General features: G+C 59.0%; 13 protein-coding genes and 1 pseudogene. 10 read left to right on the top strand and 4 right to left on the bottom strand.

Features of this window, described 5'->3' with window-relative positions:
- Positions 1-113 precede the first annotated feature (113 nt).
- A complete protein-coding gene (locus RYA97_RS07980) occupies positions 114-1109 on the top strand; it encodes an ArsR/SmtB family transcription factor (protein WP_016980677.1) in 996 nt (331 codons plus the stop codon).
- A 20-nt stretch (positions 1110-1129) separates the two neighbouring features.
- Positions 1130-2320 carry a methionine adenosyltransferase gene (metK, locus tag RYA97_RS07975; RefSeq protein WP_002555698.1) on the top strand — a complete coding sequence of 397 codons (1191 nt, stop codon included), beginning with the start codon at positions 1130-1132 and terminating at the stop codon, positions 2318-2320.
- Positions 2321-2401: 81 nt separating this feature from the next.
- On the opposite strand, the gene RYA97_RS07970 is transcribed toward metK, so the two are convergent.
- Positions 2402-3022 (bottom strand): LysE family translocator, encoded by a 621-nt coding sequence (locus RYA97_RS07970; protein WP_005781244.1) that lies wholly within the window; start codon positions 3020-3022, stop codon positions 2402-2404.
- 855 nt (positions 3023-3877) lie between these two features.
- Here RYA97_RS07970 and ligB point away from each other — a divergent pair.
- Together ligB and RYA97_RS07960 are read left to right on the top strand one after the other, a co-directional pair.
- Positions 3878-5563, top strand: coding sequence for an NAD-dependent DNA ligase LigB (gene ligB, locus RYA97_RS07965; protein WP_005781251.1), 1686 nt, complete (start codon positions 3878-3880; stop codon positions 5561-5563).
- A gap of 40 nt (positions 5564-5603) precedes the next feature.
- On the top strand, positions 5604-6014 hold the full coding sequence (locus tag RYA97_RS07960) for a DUF1090 domain-containing protein (protein WP_005746924.1): 411 nt from the start codon (positions 5604-5606) through the stop codon (positions 6012-6014).
- 47 nt (positions 6015-6061) lie between these two features.
- On the opposite strand, the gene RYA97_RS07955 is transcribed toward RYA97_RS07960, so the two are convergent.
- The 3 genes from RYA97_RS07955 to RYA97_RS07945 all read right to left on the bottom strand — a co-directional run bounded on the left by RYA97_RS07955 (position 6062) and on the right by RYA97_RS07945 (position 8640).
- A complete protein-coding gene (locus RYA97_RS07955; RefSeq protein WP_002555701.1) occupies positions 6062-6463 on the bottom strand; it encodes an MAPEG family protein in 402 nt (133 codons plus the stop codon).
- Between the two features lie 114 nt (positions 6464-6577).
- Positions 6578-7969, bottom strand: coding sequence for a heavy metal sensor histidine kinase (locus RYA97_RS07950; protein ID WP_016980473.1), 1392 nt, complete (start codon positions 7967-7969; stop codon positions 6578-6580).
- On the bottom strand, positions 7966-8640 hold the full coding sequence (locus RYA97_RS07945) for a heavy metal response regulator transcription factor (protein ID WP_004654919.1): 675 nt from the start codon (positions 8638-8640) through the stop codon (positions 7966-7968). The genes RYA97_RS07950 and RYA97_RS07945 overlap by 4 nt, the downstream gene beginning before the upstream one ends.
- A gap of 266 nt (positions 8641-8906) precedes the next feature.
- Between RYA97_RS07945 and RYA97_RS07940 the strand changes: the two genes are divergently transcribed.
- From RYA97_RS07940 to RYA97_RS07915, 6 genes and pseudogenes are all read left to right on the top strand, one after another.
- Positions 8907-10133 carry a TolC family protein gene (locus tag RYA97_RS07940; protein WP_016980472.1) on the top strand — a complete coding sequence of 409 codons (1227 nt, stop codon included), beginning with the start codon at positions 8907-8909 and terminating at the stop codon, positions 10131-10133.
- A 67-nt stretch (positions 10134-10200) separates the two neighbouring features.
- Complete coding sequence (locus RYA97_RS07935) at positions 10201-11454, top strand: efflux RND transporter periplasmic adaptor subunit (protein ID WP_016980471.1); 1254 nt, start codon at positions 10201-10203, stop codon at positions 11452-11454.
- Between the two features lie 24 nt (positions 11455-11478).
- On the top strand, positions 11479-14634 hold the full coding sequence (locus RYA97_RS07930; protein WP_010194684.1) for a CusA/CzcA family heavy metal efflux RND transporter: 3156 nt from the start codon (positions 11479-11481) through the stop codon (positions 14632-14634).
- Positions 14635-14924: 290 nt separating this feature from the next.
- Positions 14925-15512 (top strand): hypothetical protein, encoded by a 588-nt coding sequence (locus RYA97_RS07925; protein ID WP_005781260.1) that lies wholly within the window; start codon positions 14925-14927, stop codon positions 15510-15512.
- 112 nt (positions 15513-15624) lie between these two features.
- Positions 15625-19849: pseudogene (locus RYA97_RS07920) on the top strand (RHS repeat-associated core domain-containing protein).
- A 1-nt stretch (position 19850) separates the two neighbouring features.
- Positions 19851-20282, top strand: coding sequence for an NTF2 fold immunity protein (locus RYA97_RS07915; RefSeq protein ID WP_010196009.1), 432 nt, complete (start codon positions 19851-19853; stop codon positions 20280-20282).
- Positions 20283-20467 lie beyond the last annotated feature (185 nt).

Raw genomic sequence — 20467 nt, 5'->3', positions numbered from 1 at the left:
CCCGTCAGCGCAACAAGTTCAGAATGCCTGACCGGTGCCACCCATCCAGCAATATCAAAACTTTTTGATATTGCCCTTGCAGCGCTCCGGATCGCTCTCTAGACTGCGCAGCTATGAACCTGCGTGTACCTGCCATTCGCCATGATGCATGCGACGACCTCTCTGCATTGTGCAAGGCCGGCGGCGATCCCTTGCGGCTCAACGTACTGCGTGTGCTGACCAACGATTCGTTCGGCGTGCTTGAGCTGGCGCAGATTTTTGCCATTGGTCAGTCCGGCATGAGCCATCACCTCAAGGTGCTGGCTCAGGCGGATCTGGTTGCAACGCGGCGTGAAGGCAACGCGATTTTCTACCGTCGCGCCCTGCCCCACACTGGATTGCCGGGCGGCAGGCTGCATACAGCGCTGCTTGATGAAGTGGACACCCTGAACCTACCGGAAGACGTACAGAGCCGCATAAGTCTGGTGCATCGGCAACGTGCATTGGCCAGCCAGGATTTCTTTGCCCGTACCGCCGAAAAGTTTCGTGCCCAGCAAGACCTGATCGCCGGTCTGGCGCAGTACAGCGAAAGCCTGCTGACATTGCTCGACAAACTGAGCTTCGGCGCGCAGGCAACGGCGCTGGAAGTAGGCCCCGGCGACGGCGGCTTTCTCCCAGAGCTGGCCCGGCGCTTCCGCCAGGTTATCGCGATGGACAACAGCCCGGTGATGCTGGACCTGGCGCGTGGCGTCTGCGAGCGCAAGGCGCTGGCTAACGTTGAGCTGAGGCTGGCCGATGCACTGACGGACGCTAAAGTCAGTGCCGACTGCGTCGTCCTCAACATGGTGCTGCATCATTTCGCAGTCCCGGCCCAGGCCCTCAGGCAACTGGCCGAACACGTAAAACCCGGCGGTAGTTTGCTGGTAACAGAATTGTGTAGTCATGACCAGAGCTGGGCCAGGGAGGCCTGTGGCGATCTCTGGTTAGGTTTCGAGCAGGAAGACCTGGCCCGTTGGGCCATCGCTGCGGGGCTAGTTCCCGGGGAAAGCCTCTATGTAGGCTTACGTAATGGTTTCCAGATCCAGGTTCGCCATTTTCAGCGACCGGCTGGCGACACTCACCATCGGTAAAATGAAGGAAACCCGTAGAGATGAGCGAATATTCACTTTTCACCTCCGAGTCCGTGTCCGAAGGGCATCCGGACAAGATCGCCGACCAGATTTCCGACGCGGTTCTGGACGCTATCATCGCTGAAGACAAATACGCCCGTGTAGCGTGCGAAACACTGGTCAAGACCGGTGTGGCAATCATCGCTGGCGAAGTGTCGACTTCGGCCTGGGTCGATCTGGAAGACATCGTGCGTAACGTCATCCTCGACATCGGCTACAACAGCTCCGACGTCGGTTTCGACGGCGCGACTTGCGGCGTGATGAACATCATCGGCAAACAGTCGGTAGACATCGCCCAAGGCGTTGACCGCAGCAAGCCTGAAGATCAGGGCGCTGGCGACCAGGGCCTGATGTTCGGCTACGCCAGCAACGAAACCGACGTGCTGATGCCAGCACCGATCACCTTCTCTCACCAATTGGTGCAGCGTCAGGCCGAAGCGCGTAAATCCGGCCTGCTGCCGTGGCTGCGCCCGGATGCCAAATCCCAGGTAACCTGCCGTTATGAAAACGGCAAGGTTGTCGGCGTCGACGCCATCGTACTGTCGACTCAGCACAACCCGGATGTGTCCTACAAGGACCTGCGCGAAGGCGTGATGGAGCTGATCGTCAAGCACGTCATCCCTGCGCACCTGCTGCACAAGGACACCCAGTTCCACATCAACCCGACCGGCAACTTCATCATCGGTGGCCCGGTAGGTGACTGTGGCCTGACCGGCCGTAAAATCATCGTCGACACCTACGGCGGCATGGCCCGTCACGGTGGCGGTGCATTCTCCGGCAAGGACCCATCGAAGGTTGACCGTTCGGCTGCGTACGCCGGTCGTTACGTGGCCAAGAATATCGTGGCTGCCGGTCTGGCCGAGCGTTGCGAAATTCAGGTGTCCTACGCTATCGGCGTGGCCCAGCCGACGTCGATCTCGCTGAACACCTTCGGCACCGGCAAGCTGTCCGACGACAAGATCATCAAGCTGGTCCGCGACAACTTCGACCTGCGCCCATACGCCATCACCACCATGCTCGACCTGCTGCACCCGATGTACCAGGCCACTGCGGCCTACGGCCACTTCGGCCGTACCCCGGTCGAAATGACCGTTGGCGATGACACCTTCACCGCCTTCACCTGGGAAAAAACCGACCGCGCCGACGCCCTGCGCGCCGCTGCCGGTCTGTAAAAAACCAGAAAAAAGCCCCGGACGACCTGGTCGTTTCGGGGCTTTTTTTCGTCTGCGCGGCGGTTATTCCAAAGTCACACTTCAAGCCCGCCGCGACACCAGCAGTACCGATGCAGCGCCCGCCAACAACCCTGCGCACATCCTGTTGAACAACCGCTTGCCACTGGGTTTCGCCAACAGGCGGCGAGCATGTATCCCCATCGCGGCATACAACGCGATCGCTACGCACTCCAATACCAGAAACAAACTACCCAGCACCGCGAACTGACCTGACACATCACTCTGCTGATCTACAAACTGCGGAAGAAAAGCAGTAAACAGCAGGATCGCTTTCGGATTACCAATAGCCACCAGAAACTCTTGCCGCGCAAGGCTGCCAGCGTTGGCTGTTGTGACCGCTGCCTGGTCCTGTATGGACGGAGCAGCGCGCCACAACTGCACCGCGAGATAAAACAGATAAGCCGCGCCGATGACTTTGATCACATGAAACAACCATTCGGACGTATGCAACACAGCAGTCAGTCCTGCACCGGCCAAGGCGATCATGATGACAAACGCCAACAAGCGCCCCGCTCCGCCGACGCAAGAGCTGGCGAAGCCATAGCGCGTAGCATTACTGATCGACAGAAGATTGTTCGGACCGGGCGCCATGTTCAGCGCAAAGCAGGCCGGAATGAATACAGCGAGAGTCGAGATGTCCATTGGCTCCAATCCCTGAGTTGAGTCAGCTACTCAGTCTGGCTTTTTTTAGTGAGCGGTCAAGACACAACTGCGCCGTGAAATGCGGCCGGGCTTTACTGGCAAGGCCATGCGTTCCCAGCCTTTGTGGGAGTGAGCTTGCTCACGAAGACGCCGGTACAGTAGCGACTATCGTGCGGCGCTCTGCGTCGCATGCCTTTCTGGACGCTCCGCGTCCTCTTGACGACGCAGAGCGTCGAGAACTGCGTTCCCACGCTGGAGCGTGAGGAACGATAACCTCAACTATCGTGCCCGATGATCTGCGCTTCTGCCCGAAGGGCGTGCGAGCTTGCTCACGAAGGGGCAGGTGCAGTCGCGACTATCGTGCGGCGCTCTGCGTCGTATGCCTTTCTGGACGCTCCGCGTCCTCTTGACGACGCAGAGCGTCGAGAACTGCGTTCCCACGCTGGAGCGTGAGGAACGATAACCTCAACTATCGTGCCCGATGCTCTGCGCTTCTGCCTGAAGGGCGTGTGAGCTTGCTCACGAAGGGGCAGGTGCAGTCGCGACTATCGTGCGGCGCTCTGCGTCGTATGCCTTTCTGGACGCTCCGCGTCCTCTTGACGACGCAGAGCGTCGAGAACTGCGTTCCCACGCTGGAGCGTGAGGAACGATAACCTCAACTATCGTGCCCGATGCTCTGCGCTTCTGCCTGAAGGGCGTGTGAGCTTGCTCACGAGGACGCCGGTACAGCCACTGATCACTCTGCGTAGACATACCGCCCTGCGCAATCGCAAAACCTGGTAACCAAGCCCTGCCCCTTCACCACACGACAACGACTAGCCTCATCGAGCCCATTCCTAAAGCAAGGATGCTTCGATGCTGCCCACCATTCGCCTGATGACGTTCGCTCTTGTGTTTCTTCTGCCCGGCCTCGGCAATGCCAGTCAATGCCCTGACTGGCCTGCAGCCAAGGCGCGCAGCGAGGTCACAAACTTGCAACAGCAGATGGCTGCGTGGGACGACAGCTACCACCGCCAGGGCCTCTCGAAAATCCCTGACGAGCTTTACGATCAGGCGCGGCAGAAGCTGAGCGTGTGGCGCTCGTGCTTTGCCATTTCCAAACCCGAGTCCGATCCGCTAACGACAGCAGTTGGCCCGCTGCCTCATCCCGTACCGCATACGGGCGTTAACAAGCTGGAGGACGAAGACAGCGTCAAGGCCTGGCTCAAGGGCCGCAACGACCTGTGGATTCAGCCCAAGATCGACGGCGTGGCAGTCACACTCGTTTACGAAAAAGGTCAGCTGGTGCAGGCGATCAGTCGCGGCGATGGGCGCAAGGGCCAGGACTGGACTTCGCAGGCACGACTGATAAAAGCCATTCCTCAGCGTTTGCCCCACCATGACTCCCTGATCCTGCAAGGCGAGCTGTACTGGCGGTTGACCGATCATATTCAGGCAACATCCGGCAGCGTCAACGCGCGCAGCAAGGTGGCAGGCATGCTGGCCCGGCAGACAATCAGCCCGCAGCAGGCTGATGCCATCGGACTATTCGTCTGGGACTGGCCGAACGGGCCTACCGATATGGCTCAACGACTCTCAGGCCTGCAAGCCATGGGCTTTGAAGGCAGCGAGGCGTACACGCTCTCACTGGAAAATCATGTTCAGGCTGCGAGATGGCGCGAGCATTGGTATCGCAATCCCCTGCCGTTCGCCACCGATGGCGTGATCATGCGTCAAGGCCAACGTCCACCCGCCCAACGCTGGCAAGCCAGTGCGCCTTACTGGATCGCGGCCTGGAAGCACCCTTACGCACAGGCACTGGCCGAGGTGCGCAAGGTCAGCTTCAATGTCGGTCGCAGCGGCAGGATTACCCCTGTGCTGGAGCTGACCCCGGTACGTCTCGACGACCGTACCGTCAGCCGCATCAGCACCGGCTCACTGCAACGCTGGCAAACACTGGATATAAGACCTGGCGATCAGGTAGCCGTGAGCCTGGCCGGGCTGACGATTCCGAGACTCGACGGCGTGATATCCCGCGCGGCCGAACGAGTTGAAATGATCATTCCGCAAGCCGACGACTTTCATGAGTTGAGCTGCTGGCAAGCCACCCCAGGCTGTGAAAGCCAGTTCCGCGCCAGACTGATCTGGCTCAGCGGCAAGAAAGGCCTTGCGCTGCCCGGCGTCGGTCCGGGGACCTGGGACAAGCTTATTGAAAACGGCCAAATAGAGAGCCTGCTCGATTGGATGACCCTGAATCATGCTGAGCTTGCTAACATTCCCGGCTTCGCAGAGCGCAGCAGCGCTAAACTGCTCGCCAGCCTGCAAACAGCGCGTGAACGGCCGTTTCAGACGTGGCTCAAGGCCATCGGACTGCCGCCCACAGGAAGTGCAACACTTCCTGACAATTGGCAGGAACTGGCCGGGCGTAGCGTTGAGCAATGGCAAGCAGAGCCGGGCATAGGTCCTGGCCGGGCAGCGAAACTGAGGTCTTTTTTTCAAGCCCCAGAGGTGCAGGCATTGAGCCATCAATTGCAGGCTCAGGGTATTTCAGGTTTTAAGTAGCGGACGTCCATTTTTTGGTCCGTGTTCAAACGGAGTTCATATGCAGTTTTTATCACCACTGATCCTTTTCACCAGTTGCACGCTACTGGCTACAACGCTGCTGGCAGATGAGCAGGCACCCGCACCTTCCGAGTGCCAGATCAAAAGCCAGGAAATCAGCAGCAAGATTCAGGACGCCAAGACCGAAGGTAACAAGGCCGAGCAGACCGGGCTTGAGAAGGCCCTCGCCGAGGTCAATGCCAACTGCACCGAGACCTCATTGATCAAGCAGAGAAAGCAAAAGGTGCTGGATGCCAAGCAGGAAGTCAGCCGCCGCCAGACCGACCTGAACAAGGCCATGGACAAAGGTGATCCGGAGAAGATCAACAAGCGCAAGGACAAGCTGGCGGAATCGCGCAAAGAGTTGCAGGAAGCCCAGACCGACCTTGAGAAAGTCCAGCCTGACGATTGATCAAGGTCCCGGCGCTGCTGCTTATAGGCAGCGCCGCAACCTGGCTGTCAGGATACGGCCGGGAAAGCCGACACGCCGAACAGCGCGACGATGAGCCCCATGCCCACCAGCCAGACTATCGAACGCAGTGCGGCGAGGTCAGCCAGATAGAAGATGATGTACAACAGACGACTGGTGATGAACAGCACAGCCAGTACATCGATGGTCACCAGCTGCGCATTGCCGGCAATGTGCGCGATGATGACCGCTGCGGCAAACGCCGGTGTCGCTTCATAGCTGTTGAGCTGGGCAGCATGCGCACGGCGCGGGAAACCCTCCAGCTTGTCGAGAAAGGCGCGCGGGTCATGATTGTGTCCGCTGCCGAATTTGCCGCTGCCGAACTTGGCGATACCGGCACACATAATCGGCAGCAGGATCGCGACCAGCACGCACCAGAAAGCAACTGTCATACGTCCATCCTTATAGGTTCAGCTTCATCTGAAGCATCCGGGCAATACCCGTTCACAAGCTATGAGCCGGGGGGCAGCGAAAGGTTCTTGAAGAACGACCACCAACCTGACGCATTACACCAGTTTAGGAAAGATCAGGCTGAACGTCGTGAAGTGGCCGGGCTCACTCTCGACCGTCACCTGCCCTTCATGCAGGCTCATGATGGAACGCACAATCGCCAGCCCAAGCCCCGTCCCGCCCTGCTGTCGCGCGCGGCTGACATGAACCCGGTAGAAGCGATCAAACAGCCGCGGCAGATGTTCGGCATCGATACCATCGCCCGCGTTGCGCACCGCCAGTGACACTTCATCTGCATGCGTGGCAAGGGTGATGGTAATGACACTGCCGGACAGACCGTGGCGAATAGCGTTGGACAGCAGGTTCGAAATCGCTCGCTGAATCATCAGCCGGTCGCCTGTTGCCTTCGCGTTACCCTGAACCTGCAAGGTGATGTCGCGCTCTTCCGCCGAAGATGAAAACAGCTCGGCGACCTTATCGGCCTCTTCGCGCAGGTCGATGACCTCAACCGGCAACGGCGCGGCAGGCTGGCTGACACTGGCCAGAAACAGCATCTGGCTGATCATGCGCGACATGCGCTCCAGCTCCTCGGTACATGATTCCAGCGCCTGCTTGTACTCTTCCGAAGGGCGCGGCCTGGACAGCGTGACCTGCGCCTTGCCCATCAGGTTGTTCATGGGCGAGCGCAACTCATGTGCGAGGTCGTCCGAGAACTGCGCCAGTTGCTGCACATCGCCGTCCAGCCGGTGCAGCATGAAATTGACCGCATGCGCCAGGTCGCGCAATTCATCAGGCAGGCCCTTCACTTTCATGCGATGAGACAGATCGCGAGCCGAGATCAGCGCCGTTACTTTTCTGAAAGCACCCAACGGCCTGAGACCACGACGCACCACCCACCAGGCACCGAAGCCGACCAGCAGCAAGATCACCGGCAGTATCAGGAAAGTCGATTTCAAATAAGCGTGCAGCAGCGTGCTGTCACTTTCCCGATCCATCGACAGCCTGACGAGAATGTCCTGCCCTGTCTTGAGGTGTATTTCCCTGTAACCCATCAGAATCTTGTGGCCGTGTACCGACTGCAACTCCTGAAAGCCTTGAGGTATGTGATCTGCCTCGGGGACAGGCAGGTTCCGGCCTTCCTCGTTACCGACCATCATCAATTGCTGCCGAGGGTTGCCCGCGTCGAGCACCATCAACGAGTAGCTGTCGTGTCCGATGATCTGGTCACGCAGGGTATGAGGGTATTGAACAATATCTTCGATGCCGAGAAAGCCCTCGCTCATGCTGTGTTCGATCTGCGCGAACTTCTCGTTCAGGCTGTCTTCGGCGCGCAGATCGAGCTGACGGGAAATAGCCGCATAAGCGAGCATTTCCATTACCAGTACCAGGCACGCAATCAGAGCAGTAACGGTCAGCCCCAGGCGCGTCGACAGACGCGTCGGTTTCATTCACGCACTTCCAGCACATAGCCCACGCCGCGCAACGTGTGGATCAGCTTGGTCTCGAAAGGATCGTCGATCTTCGCGCGCAGGCGACGGATCGACACTTCCACCACATTGGTGTCGCAATCGAAGTTCATGTCCCAGACCAGAGAAATGATCTGGGTACGCGACATGACTTCACCGCTGTGACGCATCAGCAGGTGCAGGAGCGCGAACTCCTTGGTGGTCAGGTCGATGCGCTGGCTGCCGCGAAACGCCCGGTGCCGTCCTTGATCAAGCTCCAGATCGCCAACCTGCAACACCTTGGAGGTGGTGGTCTGCTCGCTGCGCCGCATCAACGTGCGGACCCTTGCCAATAGCTCGGGAAACTCGAACGGCTTGACCAGATAGTCATCCGCGCCCAATTCCAGGCCCTTGACCTTCTCTTCCAGGCGCCCTCGTGCAGTGACCATCATGACGCGCGTACTGACCGTCTTCCTCAGGCGACTCAACACCTCCCAGCCGTCCATTTCCGGCAGGTTCACATCCAGTATCACCACATCGTAAGCCTGATGCTGCGCGAGATAGAGGCCATCGAGCCCGGTTGCAGCGATATCGACGATATAGCCACTTTCGGTCAGACCCTGATGCATGTACTCGGCAGTTTTCGGCTCGTCCTCTACGACAAGGATTCGCATAACCAGGCTTCCTGTTTGATGAACGGATGATGACGATGCCGTGCAGTGTACTGAAAAGAAACGCTTATCTTGCTGGATAACAAAATCGTAATTTTCCAGCAATCCCTCTGATAGCTCCGGTTACATAAAGTCCCCACAGCCAACTTCAGCGCCAAGGTGCCTGTTTGTTTTTTGTTTTGATGGGGTGCTTCATGGACAGGGTAATTCATGCGACTGAAGAACAACGTACGCACTCCGCGTACCGGTCTGGTAACAGGGTGCCCGGCATGAAAGTCGCCGCACTTTGTCTACTGCTGTTGCCATTTGCTGCTCCCGGCATCGCAGCAGCCCAGAGCATCAGCCTGGCTCAGGTGCTGGAAGCAGCCTTTGCGCGCAACCCGGAACTCGCCGCCGCGCAATGGGAGATCGGCGTTGCCGAAGGTGATCGCCAGCAGGCCGGACTGATTCCCAACCCGGTGGTGTCTTGGGAGGTTGAAGACACACGCCGTGAGACCAGCACCACCACCGTGATGCTCAGCCAGGCACTGGAACTGGGCGGCAAGCGCGGAGCACGCATCGAAGCCGCCAGCAAGGGCCAGGACGCCGCCCGGCTGGAGCTGGAGCGACGCGGCAACGAACTTCGGGCCGAAGTGGTACAGGCGTTCTACGCAGCGGCGCGGGCGCAGGCAGGTCTGGACCTGGCGCGCCAGTCCAGAACACTGGCAGAACGCGGTCTGCAGGTTGCCGAGGGGCGTGTTCGGGCGGGCAAGGTGTCACCGGTGGAGGCCACGCGCGCTCAGGTGCAACTGGCTGAAACCGATCTGCTGGTACGGCGCGCCGAGACCCTGAAGATTAACAGCAACCGTGAACTGGCGCGCACCACCGGTTCGCCGGTCGCCTCTTTCGAGCGCCTGGAATACACCGATCTGTCGCCGGGCAAGCTGCCACCGAGCGCAAAGCTACTGAGCGCCATCAACCAGTCCGCAGAGCTACGCCTCGCTCAGGCGCAAATAGAACAGCGCGAAGCCGCGCTGGGTTCAGAACGCGCCAAGCGCATCCCGGACCTGACCGTCAGCGTCGGCAGCCAGTACAGCCGCGAAGAGCGCGAACGGATCAACGTCGTGGGTCTGTCGATGCCGCTGCCGTTATTCGACCGGAATCAGGGCAACGTACTTGCAGCATCACGCCGGGCCGACCAGTCACGCGATCTGCGCAATGCCGTTGAACTCAAGCTGCGCACCCAGACCCAGTCAGCCCTCGATCAGTGGAGTACTGCCGCGCAGGAAGTCGAGTCCTTCAATCAGGTCATCCTGCCCGCCGCGCAGCGCGCCGTCGACACCGCAACGCGCGGTTTCGAAATGGGCAAGTTCGGTTTTCTGGAAGTGCTGGATGCGCAACGAACGCTGATTTCAGCGCGCAGCCAGTACCTGGAATCGCTGGCAACCGCCACCGAAGCCCGAGTGGCTGTCGAGCGAATTCACGGTGATCTCAACCGGTTCAGCTTCAACCCCTGACTTTCCTTTTCCGCCTGTATCGAGCGTATCGCAAGGTGCCGCAAGCACCAAATCGCCGGGAGCCTTTATGAACAACAAACGAAGCATTGCCATCACGCTGGCGGTGGTGGCCATCATTGGTCTGGGCAGTCTGACGCTGAACCCGCAGATGCTGCCATTCGCAACTGGAACAGAGCCATCAGGCGAGGAACACGACCATGACACCGAGCCAGGTCATGCCGACGAGAAGAGCCAAGGCAACGAGAAGAAAACACCAGGCGCCGCAGCGTCAGAATCTTCCCATGAAGAGGAAGAGGGACACATCGAACTGAGCCCCGAGCAGATCAAAACTGCGGGCATCGAGCTGGCCACCGCCGAGCCTCGACAGATGAGCACCACTGTGACCTTCCCCGGCGAAATCCGCTTTGATGAGGACCGCACCGCGCATGTCGTGCCTCGGGTCAGCGGTGTGGTCGAATCAGTGAAGGTCGATCTGGGTCAAGCCGTGAAAAAGGGCCAGGTGCTGGCGGTGATTGCCAGCCAGCAGATCTCCGATCAACGCAGCGAACTGAACGCCGCACAACGCCGCCAGGAACTGGCACGCCTGACGTTACAGCGCGAGAAAAAACTCTGGGAAGACAAGATTTCCGCCGAGCAGGACTACTTGCAAGCGCGCCAGGAGTTTCAGGAGGCCGACATCAACCTGGCCAACGCCCGACAGAAGATCAGCGCCATCGGTGCCAGCCTGAACCCATCCGCAGGCAATCGCTACGAATTGATCGCGCCATTTGACGCCATGGTCGTGGAGAAACACCTCGGCATCGGCGAGATGGTCAGCGAAGCGAGCAATGCCTTCACGCTGTCCGACCTGTCGCGTGTCTGGGCCACCTTCGGCGTGGCACCCAAGGACCTGGACAAGGTAGTGGTCGGTCGTCCGGTCATCGTCAGCGCGCCCGATCTGAATGCGCGGGTCGAAGGCAAGATTGGTTACGTCGGCAGCCTGCTGGGCGAGCAGACTCGCGCTGCCGCCGTGCGCGTGACCCTTGCCAACCCGCAGGGTGCCTGGCGTCCCGGCCTGTTCGTGTCGGTGGAAGTCGCCGCCGAGCAGACCAGCGTGGCGGTCAGCATTCCCGAGTCTGCGGTTCAGTCGATTGAGGACAAACCCTCGGTCTTCGTACGCAACGCTGAAGGTTTTCAACTGACACCGGTAACGCTCGGTCGCCGCGATGGCGGCTACGTGGAAATCGTCAAAGGCCTGGCTGGCGGCACACAAGTGGCTGCCGCGGGCAGTTTCATCCTCAAGTCGGAGCTGGGCAAAGGCTCCGCCGAGCACGCCCATTGATCTGCGTCACACGAGTACACCTCCATGTTTGAACGGTTGATTCAATTCGCGATTGAACAGCGCATCGTTGTGATGCTTGCTGTGCTGCTCATGGCTGGGCTGGGCATTGCCAGTTACCAGAAACTGCCTATCGATGCCGTCCCCGACATCACCAACGTACAGGTGCAGATCAACACGTCGGCACCCGGCTTCTCGCCGCTGGAAACCGAACAGCGCATCACGTTCGCCATCGAGACCAACATGGCAGGCCTGCCCGGTCTGCAACAGACGCGCTCGCTGTCGCGCTCGGGCCTGTCTCAGGTCACAGTGATTTTCGAAGACGGCACTGACCTGTTCTTTGCCAGGCAGTTGGTGGGCGAGCGCCTGCAGATTGCCAAGGACCAGTTGCCTGAAGGCGTCGACGCGATGATGGGGCCGATTTCCACCGGCCTCGGCGAGATCTTTCTGTGGACGGTCGAGGCCCGTGAGGGCGCACTGAAAGAAGACGGCACGCCGTACACGCCGACCGACCTGCGAGTGATTCAGGACTGGATCATCAAGCCGCAATTACGCAACGTACCAGGCGTGGCCGAGATCAACACCATCGGCGGTTTCGCCAGGCAGTATCAGATTGCGCCCGATCCGAAGAAGCTGGCGGCCTACAAGCTGACGCTGAACGATCTGGTGGCTGCGCTTGAGCGCAACAACGCCAACGTCGGCGCAGGCTACATCGAACGCGGCGGTGAGCAACTACTGATACGCGCACCGGGCCAGCTCGGCACGGTGGACGATATCGCCAACATCGTCATCGCCAATGTGCAGGGCACGCCTATCAGAATCAGCAGCGTGGCCGAGGTCGGTATCGGCAAGGAAATGCGCTCCGGCGCAGCCACCGAAAACGGCCGTGAAGTCGTGCTTGGCACAGTGTTCATGCTGATCGGTGAAAACAGCCGGACGGTGTCACAGGCCGTGGCCGCCAAACTTGCCGACATCAATCGCACACTGCCTGAAGGCGTCGAAGCGGTAACGGTTTACGACCGCACCAACCTGGTCGAAAAAGCCATCGCAACAGTGAAAAAGAACCTGATCGAAGGCGCGATTCTGGTCATCGTGATTCTGTTCCTGTTTCTGGGCAATATCCGTGCTGCGCTGATCACCGCCATGGTGATTCCGCTGGCCATGCTGTTCACCTTTACCGGCATGTTCACCAACAAGGTCAGCGCCAACCTGATGAGCCTGGGCGCGCTGGACTTCGGCATCATTGTCGACGGCGCGGTGGTGATCGTCGAAAACGCCATTCGCAGGCTGGCGCATGCCCAGAAGAAATACGGCCGCATGCTGACCCGCTCCGAGCGTTTCCACGAGGTCTTCGCCGCCGCCAGAGAAGCCCGTCGGCCGCTGATTTTCGGTCAGTTGATCATCATGGTCGTGTACCTGCCGATCTTCGCCCTGACCGGTGTAGAAGGCAAAATGTTCCACCCGATGGCCTTCACCGTGGTCATCGCCCTGCTCGGTGCCATGATTCTTTCGGTGACCTTCGTGCCTGCCGCCATCGCCATGTTCGTCACCGGCAAGGTCAAGGAAGAAGAAGGCTTTGTGATGCGCACCGCCCGCCAGCGCTACGCGCCGATCCTGAGCTGGGTACTGGGGCATCGCTCGATAGCGTTCGGCATGGCCTTGGTGCTGATCGTGCTGTCCGGCTTCACCGCCAGCCGCATGGGCAGCGAATTCATCCCGAGCCTGAGCGAAGGCGACTTCGCCTTGCAGGCGCTACGGGTTCCCGGCACCAGCCTGACCCAGTCGGTGGACATGCAGCAGCGTCTGGAAAAAGCCATCATCGAAAAAGTACCGGAAGTGCAGCGCGTGTTCGCCCGCACCGGCACCGCAGAGATCGCCGCCGACCCGATGCCGCCCAACATCTCTGATAGCTACGTGATGCTCAAGCCGCAAAGTGAGTGGCCGGACCCGGACAAATCCCGCGAGGCACTGATAGCCGACCTGCAAAAGGCCGCCGCCAGTGTGCCGGGCAGCAACTACGAACTGTCCCAGCCGATCCAGTTGCGCTTCAACGAGCTGGTTTCCGGTGTACGCAGTGACGTCGCGGTGAAAGTGTTCGGCGACGACATGAACGTGCTCAACCAGACCGCCGCAAAAATTGCCGCCACCCTGCAAAAAGTGCCAGGCGCTTCAGAAGTGAAAGTCGAGCAGACCACCGGCCTGCCGGTACTGACCATCAACATCGATCGCGACAAGGCCGCGCGTTACGGCCTCAACGTGGCCGATGTGCAGGACGCCATCGCCATTGCGCTGGGCGGTCGTCACGCGGGAACGTTGTATGAAGGTGATCGCCGCTTCGACATGGTGGTGCGCCTGTCCGAGCAACTGCGCACCGATGTGAACGGGCTCTCCAGCCTGCTCATTCCGGTGCCTGCGAGCGCCAACAGCAACCAGCAGATCAGCTTTATCTCGCTGTCCCAGGTCGCCAGCCTTGACCTGGTGCTCGGCCCGAACCAGATCAGCCGCGAGAACGGCAAGCGTGTGGTCATCGTCAGCGCCAACGTGCGTGGTCGGGATCTCGGCTCGTTTGTCGAAGAAGCAGGCACCACCATCGACAGCGGCGTGCAGATCCCGGCAGGCTATTGGACCAATTGGGGCGGCCAGTTCGAGCAACTGCAATCAGCCGCCAAACGCCTGCAGATCGTCGTGCCAGTGGCATTGCTGCTGGTACTGGCGCTGCTGTTCATGATGTTCAACAACCTCAAGGACGGCCTGCTGGTCTTCACCGGCATCCCGTTCGCCCTCACCGGCGGCGTCATGGCCCTGTGGCTGCGCGACATTCCCCTGTCGATCTCCGCAGGCGTGGGCTTCATCGCCCTCTCGGGTGTGGCGGTGCTGAACGGCCTGGTGATGATCGCCTTCATCCGCAGCCTGCGCGAACAAGGCCACTCGCTGCACAACGCCATCAACGAAGGCGCCCTCACCCGCCTGCGCCCGGTGCTGATGACCGCACTGGTCGCCTCCCTTGGCTTCATCCCCATGGCCCTCGCTACCGGGACTGGTGCGGAAGTGCAGCGACCGCTGGCGACGGTGGTGATTGGCGGGATTCTGTCGTCGACGGCGCTGACGTTGTTGGTGTTACCGGCGTTGTATCAGTGGGCGCATCGGCGGGAGGATGAGGAGGCGGTTGAGGCGTTGAAATAGGGTTCAAAGCAACCGTTCAAGCTCCAGAACGCTCGACAAATAGCCTTCTGGAGCTTTGCCCTGCCCGCACTGAACTTTCATTTGGGAAAAGGTCAAACGATTCAGCCTTCGACAGTAGACTGTGTCTGTAGCCTACTTCCCGCGGTGTTTTCAGACATTTCCAGGCAAGCAGGTAGCCGCAGGGCATACAAACCACCCGCGCAAGTGCTTATCGTCAACTTGCAAATGGCAGTCATTGGGGCCGCCGTGCATAAGGACATGTAGATGTTGACGAACAAGGTTCCGGCCATATGACGCGCACCAGTATTTACGACCGCATCTCCGAGCGCCGACTGGCTGACGAAGCCCTGGCGCGTGAGGCAGCCGAACATGCCGCCGCGCAGCAGGCACTTGAACGTGTCGAAGCGCTCATCCCTGCTCCAAAGCCGTTGCTCGACGCGCCCTGCAGTTTCAATTTCGGCGGGTTCCACTTCGGCTTCCCGGAAGATTTCCAGTGCAACGCGATTGAAGCCACCGTTCAAGTGGGCGGAGAGCCTGTCGTCGTCTCCATTCAGCGTCGCGATGTACCTGAAGAGGCAACGCTTGCCGAAGCGTTCGCCGAAGCCGTCAAGGCGCTGCAGCCACTGCATGGCGAAGTCCAGGTCATTCGCCACTATGAAACGCTGTTGGCGGGTAATGCCGCGCTGGCGCTGGATTTTCATTTTCACGCAGGCCTTGAAGAGCGGCATGGACGCCTGATCGGTTCCATCGTGCCGTGTGCCGATCACAACGAACGCCAATGGCTGAGCGTGGGCTGCGTGATTGACTCCGAAAAGCCCGCGCTGAAAACCTGGTTGCTGGATTTCGACAGCATGCTTGAAGGCCTGACCGCCCCCTGAACTCTACTTCATCGCCGACAGGACACGCTTTAATGGACTATCCGCTGCAGAACATCAGCGTCACGCCAGGTGATCGCACCTCCACTACTCGCAGCCCGCAGGAGTAACGGCGATGTTCGAGGCCGCGCGGTTACTGGATGATATCGAACACACCGGAGCGATGGCGGGCTTTGTGCTCGGGGCGATCGTGGGCATCGCGGCCGTGGCGTATGTCTCGCTCACCGTCGCCACGTGCGGGTTCGGCGGTTTTTTACTGGCCATGGCAGTCGGCCTGGCCGGTAATGCTATCGCCAGTATCGGGGAGAGTATCGGCAGCGCCTTCAGCTCTCCCGCGGGGCAGATCGAATCTGCCTCGCCCAACGTGTTCATCAATGGCCGCCCCGCTGCCTTTGCCATCGAAAGCACCGCCGTGTGTGACAAGCACTCGCCGATCGTCAAGGTGGCCGAAGGCTCCAGCAACGTCTTCATCAACGGCCAGCCCGCTGCGCGCAAGGGCGACAAGCTGACCTGCGGCGCGAAGATCGGCACCGGCTCGCCCAACGTCTTCATCGGCGGCGGTACCCAACGCTACCTGCCGGTGGACGACGAAGTCTCGGCGATGGCCCGCTACACCGTGGACATTCTGTTGGTCGTAGCCGGCGGCGCCAAGGCCGTGCTCAGCATTGCCAAGCTGGGCATGCAGGCCGGTCTGAAAGCGGCAGGCCCTTGCGCGCTGCAGTTCATGGGCGGTGTCTTTCTCGGGGACGCCATTTTTCGCTTCGGCGTCGCCCCCGTGGCCGAAAAAGTGCTGGGCGGCCTGCACGGCAACCCGGTCGACACCACCGCCGGACGCAAACTGCTGATCGACGAGTCCGATTTCAGCCTGCCCGGCCTGATGCCGATCGAGTGGACACGCTTCTACGCCAGCGACCTTGATGTCGACAGCGCGCTGGGCAAGGGCTGGGTGCTGCCCTGGGAACAAAGCCTGCGGCGCAAGGGCAGCTTTCTGTACCTCAGCGACAATCAGGGCCGCAGCGTGCCCTTCGTGACACTGGACTACAACCAGCGCATCTACAACGCACAGGAACAGCTGTACCTGGTGCGTACCGAGGGTGGTCATTACCTGCTGCAAACACTGGATAACGTCTTTTACTACTTCGGTGAAGTACCCGACGACAACCAGCCAGTTCCCCTGCAACGCGTCGAAAACGCCCTCGGTCATTTTCTGCATTTCGTACGCAGCGAAGACGGCGTTCTGACCGACATTTGCTCCACCGGCGGGCATCGCGTGCACCTGCACTACGACGAGGTGACCAACCGTCTGAGCACCGTCAAGCGAATCGTCGGCGACCAGGCCGTCGAGACACTGGTGCGCTATGGCTACGACAACAATGGCCAGTTGAACAGTGTGTACAACCGCAATGGCGACTCGGTGCGCAACTTCAGCTACACCGACGGCCTGATGACCCGCCACGCCAATGCGCTGGGGCTCAGTTGCGAATACCGCTGGGAAGTTCTCGACGGCAAGCCGCGCGTGGTCGAGCACTGGACCAGCGACGGCGAGCACTTTCATTTCGATTATGATTTCGAGGCGCGCCAGACGCGCGTAACCGATGTGCTGGGGCGTCGCGCCGAGGTGACCTACAACAAGGACCGTCGCGTCATCGCCAGCACTGATTTCGGCGGTGAGCAGTACCGTATCGCGCTGGACAACACTGGCAATATCACCGGCCTGACGCTGCCCGATGGCAACCAGCTGGGCTTCGAGTACGACGATCTGTCACGCCTGACCGCAGAAACCGACCCGCTGGGCCGAACCACGCGTTATCAGCATCACTTCAAGACCACGCTGGTCAAACAGATCACCTACCCCGATGGCAGCACCTGGAAGGCCCGCTACGACGCCAAAGGCAACCTCGTCGCCGAGATCGACGCACTGGGCCACAAGACCGAATACCTCAACGGCGAGAACGGCTTGCCCCATACCATCGTCGACCCGACGTTCAAGTCCAAATACCTGTGGTGGAACAACCTCGCGCAGGTAGAGCGCTTTCAGGACTGCTCGGGCAAAAGCACGTATTACCGTTATGACGAGCGCCATCAACTGGTTGCCGTCACCGATGCCCTAAACAACACCACCACGCTGGAGCGCAAGCCCGGCGGCGAAGTGCTACGCATCGACCACCCGGACGGCACCCGCGAGAGCTTCACCTACAACGCTCACGGTCAGGTCATGACACACTGACGGCAAGGACCAGACCACCCATCTGGCCCGCAACGCACGCGGCCTGCCGACCAGACGTCAGGACCCTAAAGGGCTGATGGTCGCCTACCAGTACGACAGAGCCCTGCGCCTCGTGGCGCTGAGCAATGAAAACGACGCCACTTACACGTTCGCCTACGATCACTCCGATCGGCTGATCGAAGAAAAACGCATCGACCAGTTGACCCGCCGTTTCAGCTACAACCTTGGCGGGCATCTGACTCAGGTCGAAGAAACCGGCTACAGCGAAAAAGGCGAACGACCACAGCGCAGCACGTATTTCGAGCGCGACCCGATTGGTCGCCTGCTGGCCAGACTCAACGACGACGCCCGTCAGGATTTCACCTACGACGACAGCGACCGCCTGCTGTCCATTCAGCGCACACCCACCGACGGTGGCAGAAAACTCGGTGTCACGGCCGAAAAACTGGAATTCGCCTACGACATTCTGGGCCGCCTGACACAGGAATCGTCGCCCCAGGGCACGCTGGCCTACGACTACGATCCACTCAGCAACCTGACCACGCTGACCCTTCCTACCGGCCAGCACCTGAACCATCTGTATTACGGCAGCGGTCACCTGCATCAACTGAATCTCGATGGCCAACTGATCAGCGACATGGAGCGCGACGACCTGCACCGCGAGATCTACCGCACGCAGGGAAAACTCACCAGTTGCTTCGGCTACGACGCCCTTGGCCGCAAGACCTGGCAGTACGCAACCACACTGCCCGCTGAAAAACTCTCACAGATCCAGAACCCGCTCATAAAACCAGAGCGCTATGTCGAACACGCCTACAACCCGATCCACCGCCGCTATGAATACGACCCGGCCGGCGAACTGAGCCGCACCCTCGACAAACTGCGTGGCGAAGTCACCTACGAATACGAAGCCAACGGCCGCCTGCTTGAACACAACCCCGAAAAACGCTTCGACGGCGAAGAATTCCGCTACGACGCTGCCGGCAATCGCCTGAACTTCAACACCAGCCGCTTCGACCGCGTCAAAGACAACCGCCTCAAGCAATGGAGCAACCACGAATACAAATACGACGCGTGGGGCAACCTGGTCGAGAAAATCGTCGGCATCGTGCGTTGGCAAACCTTCACCTACGACTGCGAAAACCGCCTGGTCAAAACCGAGACCATGGCCAACAGTCAGGTGGAAAGCACCAGCAGCTATAAGTACGACAGCCTGGGCAGGCGCGTTGGCAAACAGTGGGAGATCAAGGGTAAGACCGACCAGAAACGCTTTCTCTGGCAGGGATTGCGGATGTTGCGTGAAGAAAGTCCTGGGCAGAGCAGCCTGTACCTCTACGAACCCGGCAGTTATGCGCCGCTGGCCCGTGTTGATGAGAAAGAGGGCGAGGTAGAGAACAAGGTCTACTACTTCCACACCGACCAGATCGGTACGCCGCTGGAGATGACCGACGCCGAAGGGCAGATCGTCTGGCAGGCCAAATATCGGCCGTGGGGGGCGATTGAAAAGCTGGTGGTGAACGAGGTCGAACAGAACCTCAGGTTTCAGGGGCAGTACTTCGATGTCGAGACGGGGCTTCACTACAACACGTTTCGGTATTACGATCCGGAGATTGGGCGGTTTATTACGCAGGATCCGATTGGGCTGAGTGGGGGGGATAATCTTTATGTGTATGCGCCTAATCCTTATGGGTGGGTTGATCCGTTAGGCTGGTGCGTCAATGCCAGTGTTACCCGAGGCCCCGCAGGACAGCCTTTGCGAGCAACAGCTACGATTACCAAGGCCGACATCAAAAAAGGCGGAACTGCGACAAACGCGTCGTCCCGGAGTTGGGCGAGAAGTCTTGGCAATCCGGACGACGATGCGGGCCATATAATCGCCAAGCTTCTTGGTGGGTCGGGTGGTAAGGATGGGGTATTTCCGCAGTTAAAAGGGATAAACCGTGGTCAATTTAGAGCTTTTGAATCGACTATCGCCAGCACTGTAAACAAAAGAGGGCCGGTTGACGTCGAGCTTAATTTTATATATGGCAGCGGCGGTACGCGGCCTACATCTATAACCTATGACGTCTATCGTCAAGGTAATAAAATATTAGAAGGTATATTTGAGAATTAATATGAACAATAAAGAATCTTCAAGCCAAGCGCTGGAAACCATTGAAAAGTTCATGAAAGAAATGAACCTTTGGGAAACGGAGTTTTTCAGACTAAGAAAAAAAGAACTAACAGAGGGTAAAGATGATCTATCCTTAAAGAAAGCCTATAGAAGCAAACTAGAAGAAATACTAAAGAAATATGTGATAGAAGACAAAAGCAACTTTGGCAGACTAATAGACTTAGGCTGTACGAACCCACCCACATACGATCCCGAAAGCGATATATTGGAAACAATAGCTAGCGAAAAAAACTCTGCTTCTATAACAGCGCAGCAAACTGCTGGAGCAGAAACCTTATCGAAAATAACACTAAAACTCCAAAATAATGAATGGTTGATAAAGAAAAAGGAGATCTTAAACCATGATGATAAATGGCGGCGCGCCCCATTATAAATCACTCAACCCGAATGCAACTCTTACTAGTATAAAGAGTATTTACAATACTAAAATTATCGGCATCTTTACGCGCTCGCTAGAGTCAATCAACGCGAAGTTGGAGGCGAAGAAAGCCCTTCTATATCACTTCACGATGAGCGATATAGCAAGCCGGCTGAAAATGATCGAAGCATGGTAGCAAA

The organism is Pseudomonas syringae group sp. 26L6, from assembly GCF_032587815.1.
GTDB classification, from domain to species: domain Bacteria; phylum Pseudomonadota; class Gammaproteobacteria; order Pseudomonadales; family Pseudomonadaceae; genus Aquipseudomonas; species Aquipseudomonas amygdali.
This window is presented reverse-complemented; position numbering and strand designations above follow the sequence as displayed.

Bases quoted from the DNA above. Each gene is read 5' to 3' on its own strand.
- RYA97_RS07980 (WP_016980677.1), top strand. From the start codon at position 114: ATGAACCTGCGTGTACCTGCCATTCGCCATGATGCATGCGACGACCTC.
- RYA97_RS07955 (WP_002555701.1), bottom strand. From the start codon at position 6,463: ATGACAGTTGCTTTCTGGTGCGTGCTGGTCGCGATCCTGCTGCCGATT.
- RYA97_RS07960 (WP_005746924.1), top strand. From the start codon at position 5,604: ATGCAGTTTTTATCACCACTGATCCTTTTCACCAGTTGCACGCTACTG.
- RYA97_RS07915 (WP_010196009.1), top strand. From the start codon at position 19,851: ATGAACAATAAAGAATCTTCAAGCCAAGCGCTGGAAACCATTGAAAAG.
- RYA97_RS07930 (WP_010194684.1), top strand. From the start codon at position 11,479: ATGTTTGAACGGTTGATTCAATTCGCGATTGAACAGCGCATCGTTGTG.
- RYA97_RS07950 (WP_016980473.1), bottom strand. From the start codon at position 7,969: ATGAAACCGACGCGTCTGTCGACGCGCCTGGGGCTGACCGTTACTGCT.
- RYA97_RS07940 (WP_016980472.1), top strand. From the start codon at position 8,907: ATGAAAGTCGCCGCACTTTGTCTACTGCTGTTGCCATTTGCTGCTCCC.
- ligB (WP_005781251.1), top strand. From the start codon at position 3,878: ATGCTGCCCACCATTCGCCTGATGACGTTCGCTCTTGTGTTTCTTCTG.
- RYA97_RS07945 (WP_004654919.1), bottom strand. From the start codon at position 8,640: ATGCGAATCCTTGTCGTAGAGGACGAGCCGAAAACTGCCGAGTACATG.
- RYA97_RS07970 (WP_005781244.1), bottom strand. From the start codon at position 3,022: ATGGACATCTCGACTCTCGCTGTATTCATTCCGGCCTGCTTTGCGCTG.
- metK (WP_002555698.1), top strand. From the start codon at position 1,130: ATGAGCGAATATTCACTTTTCACCTCCGAGTCCGTGTCCGAAGGGCAT.
- RYA97_RS07925 (WP_005781260.1), top strand. From the start codon at position 14,925: ATGACGCGCACCAGTATTTACGACCGCATCTCCGAGCGCCGACTGGCT.
- RYA97_RS07935 (WP_016980471.1), top strand. From the start codon at position 10,201: ATGAACAACAAACGAAGCATTGCCATCACGCTGGCGGTGGTGGCCATC.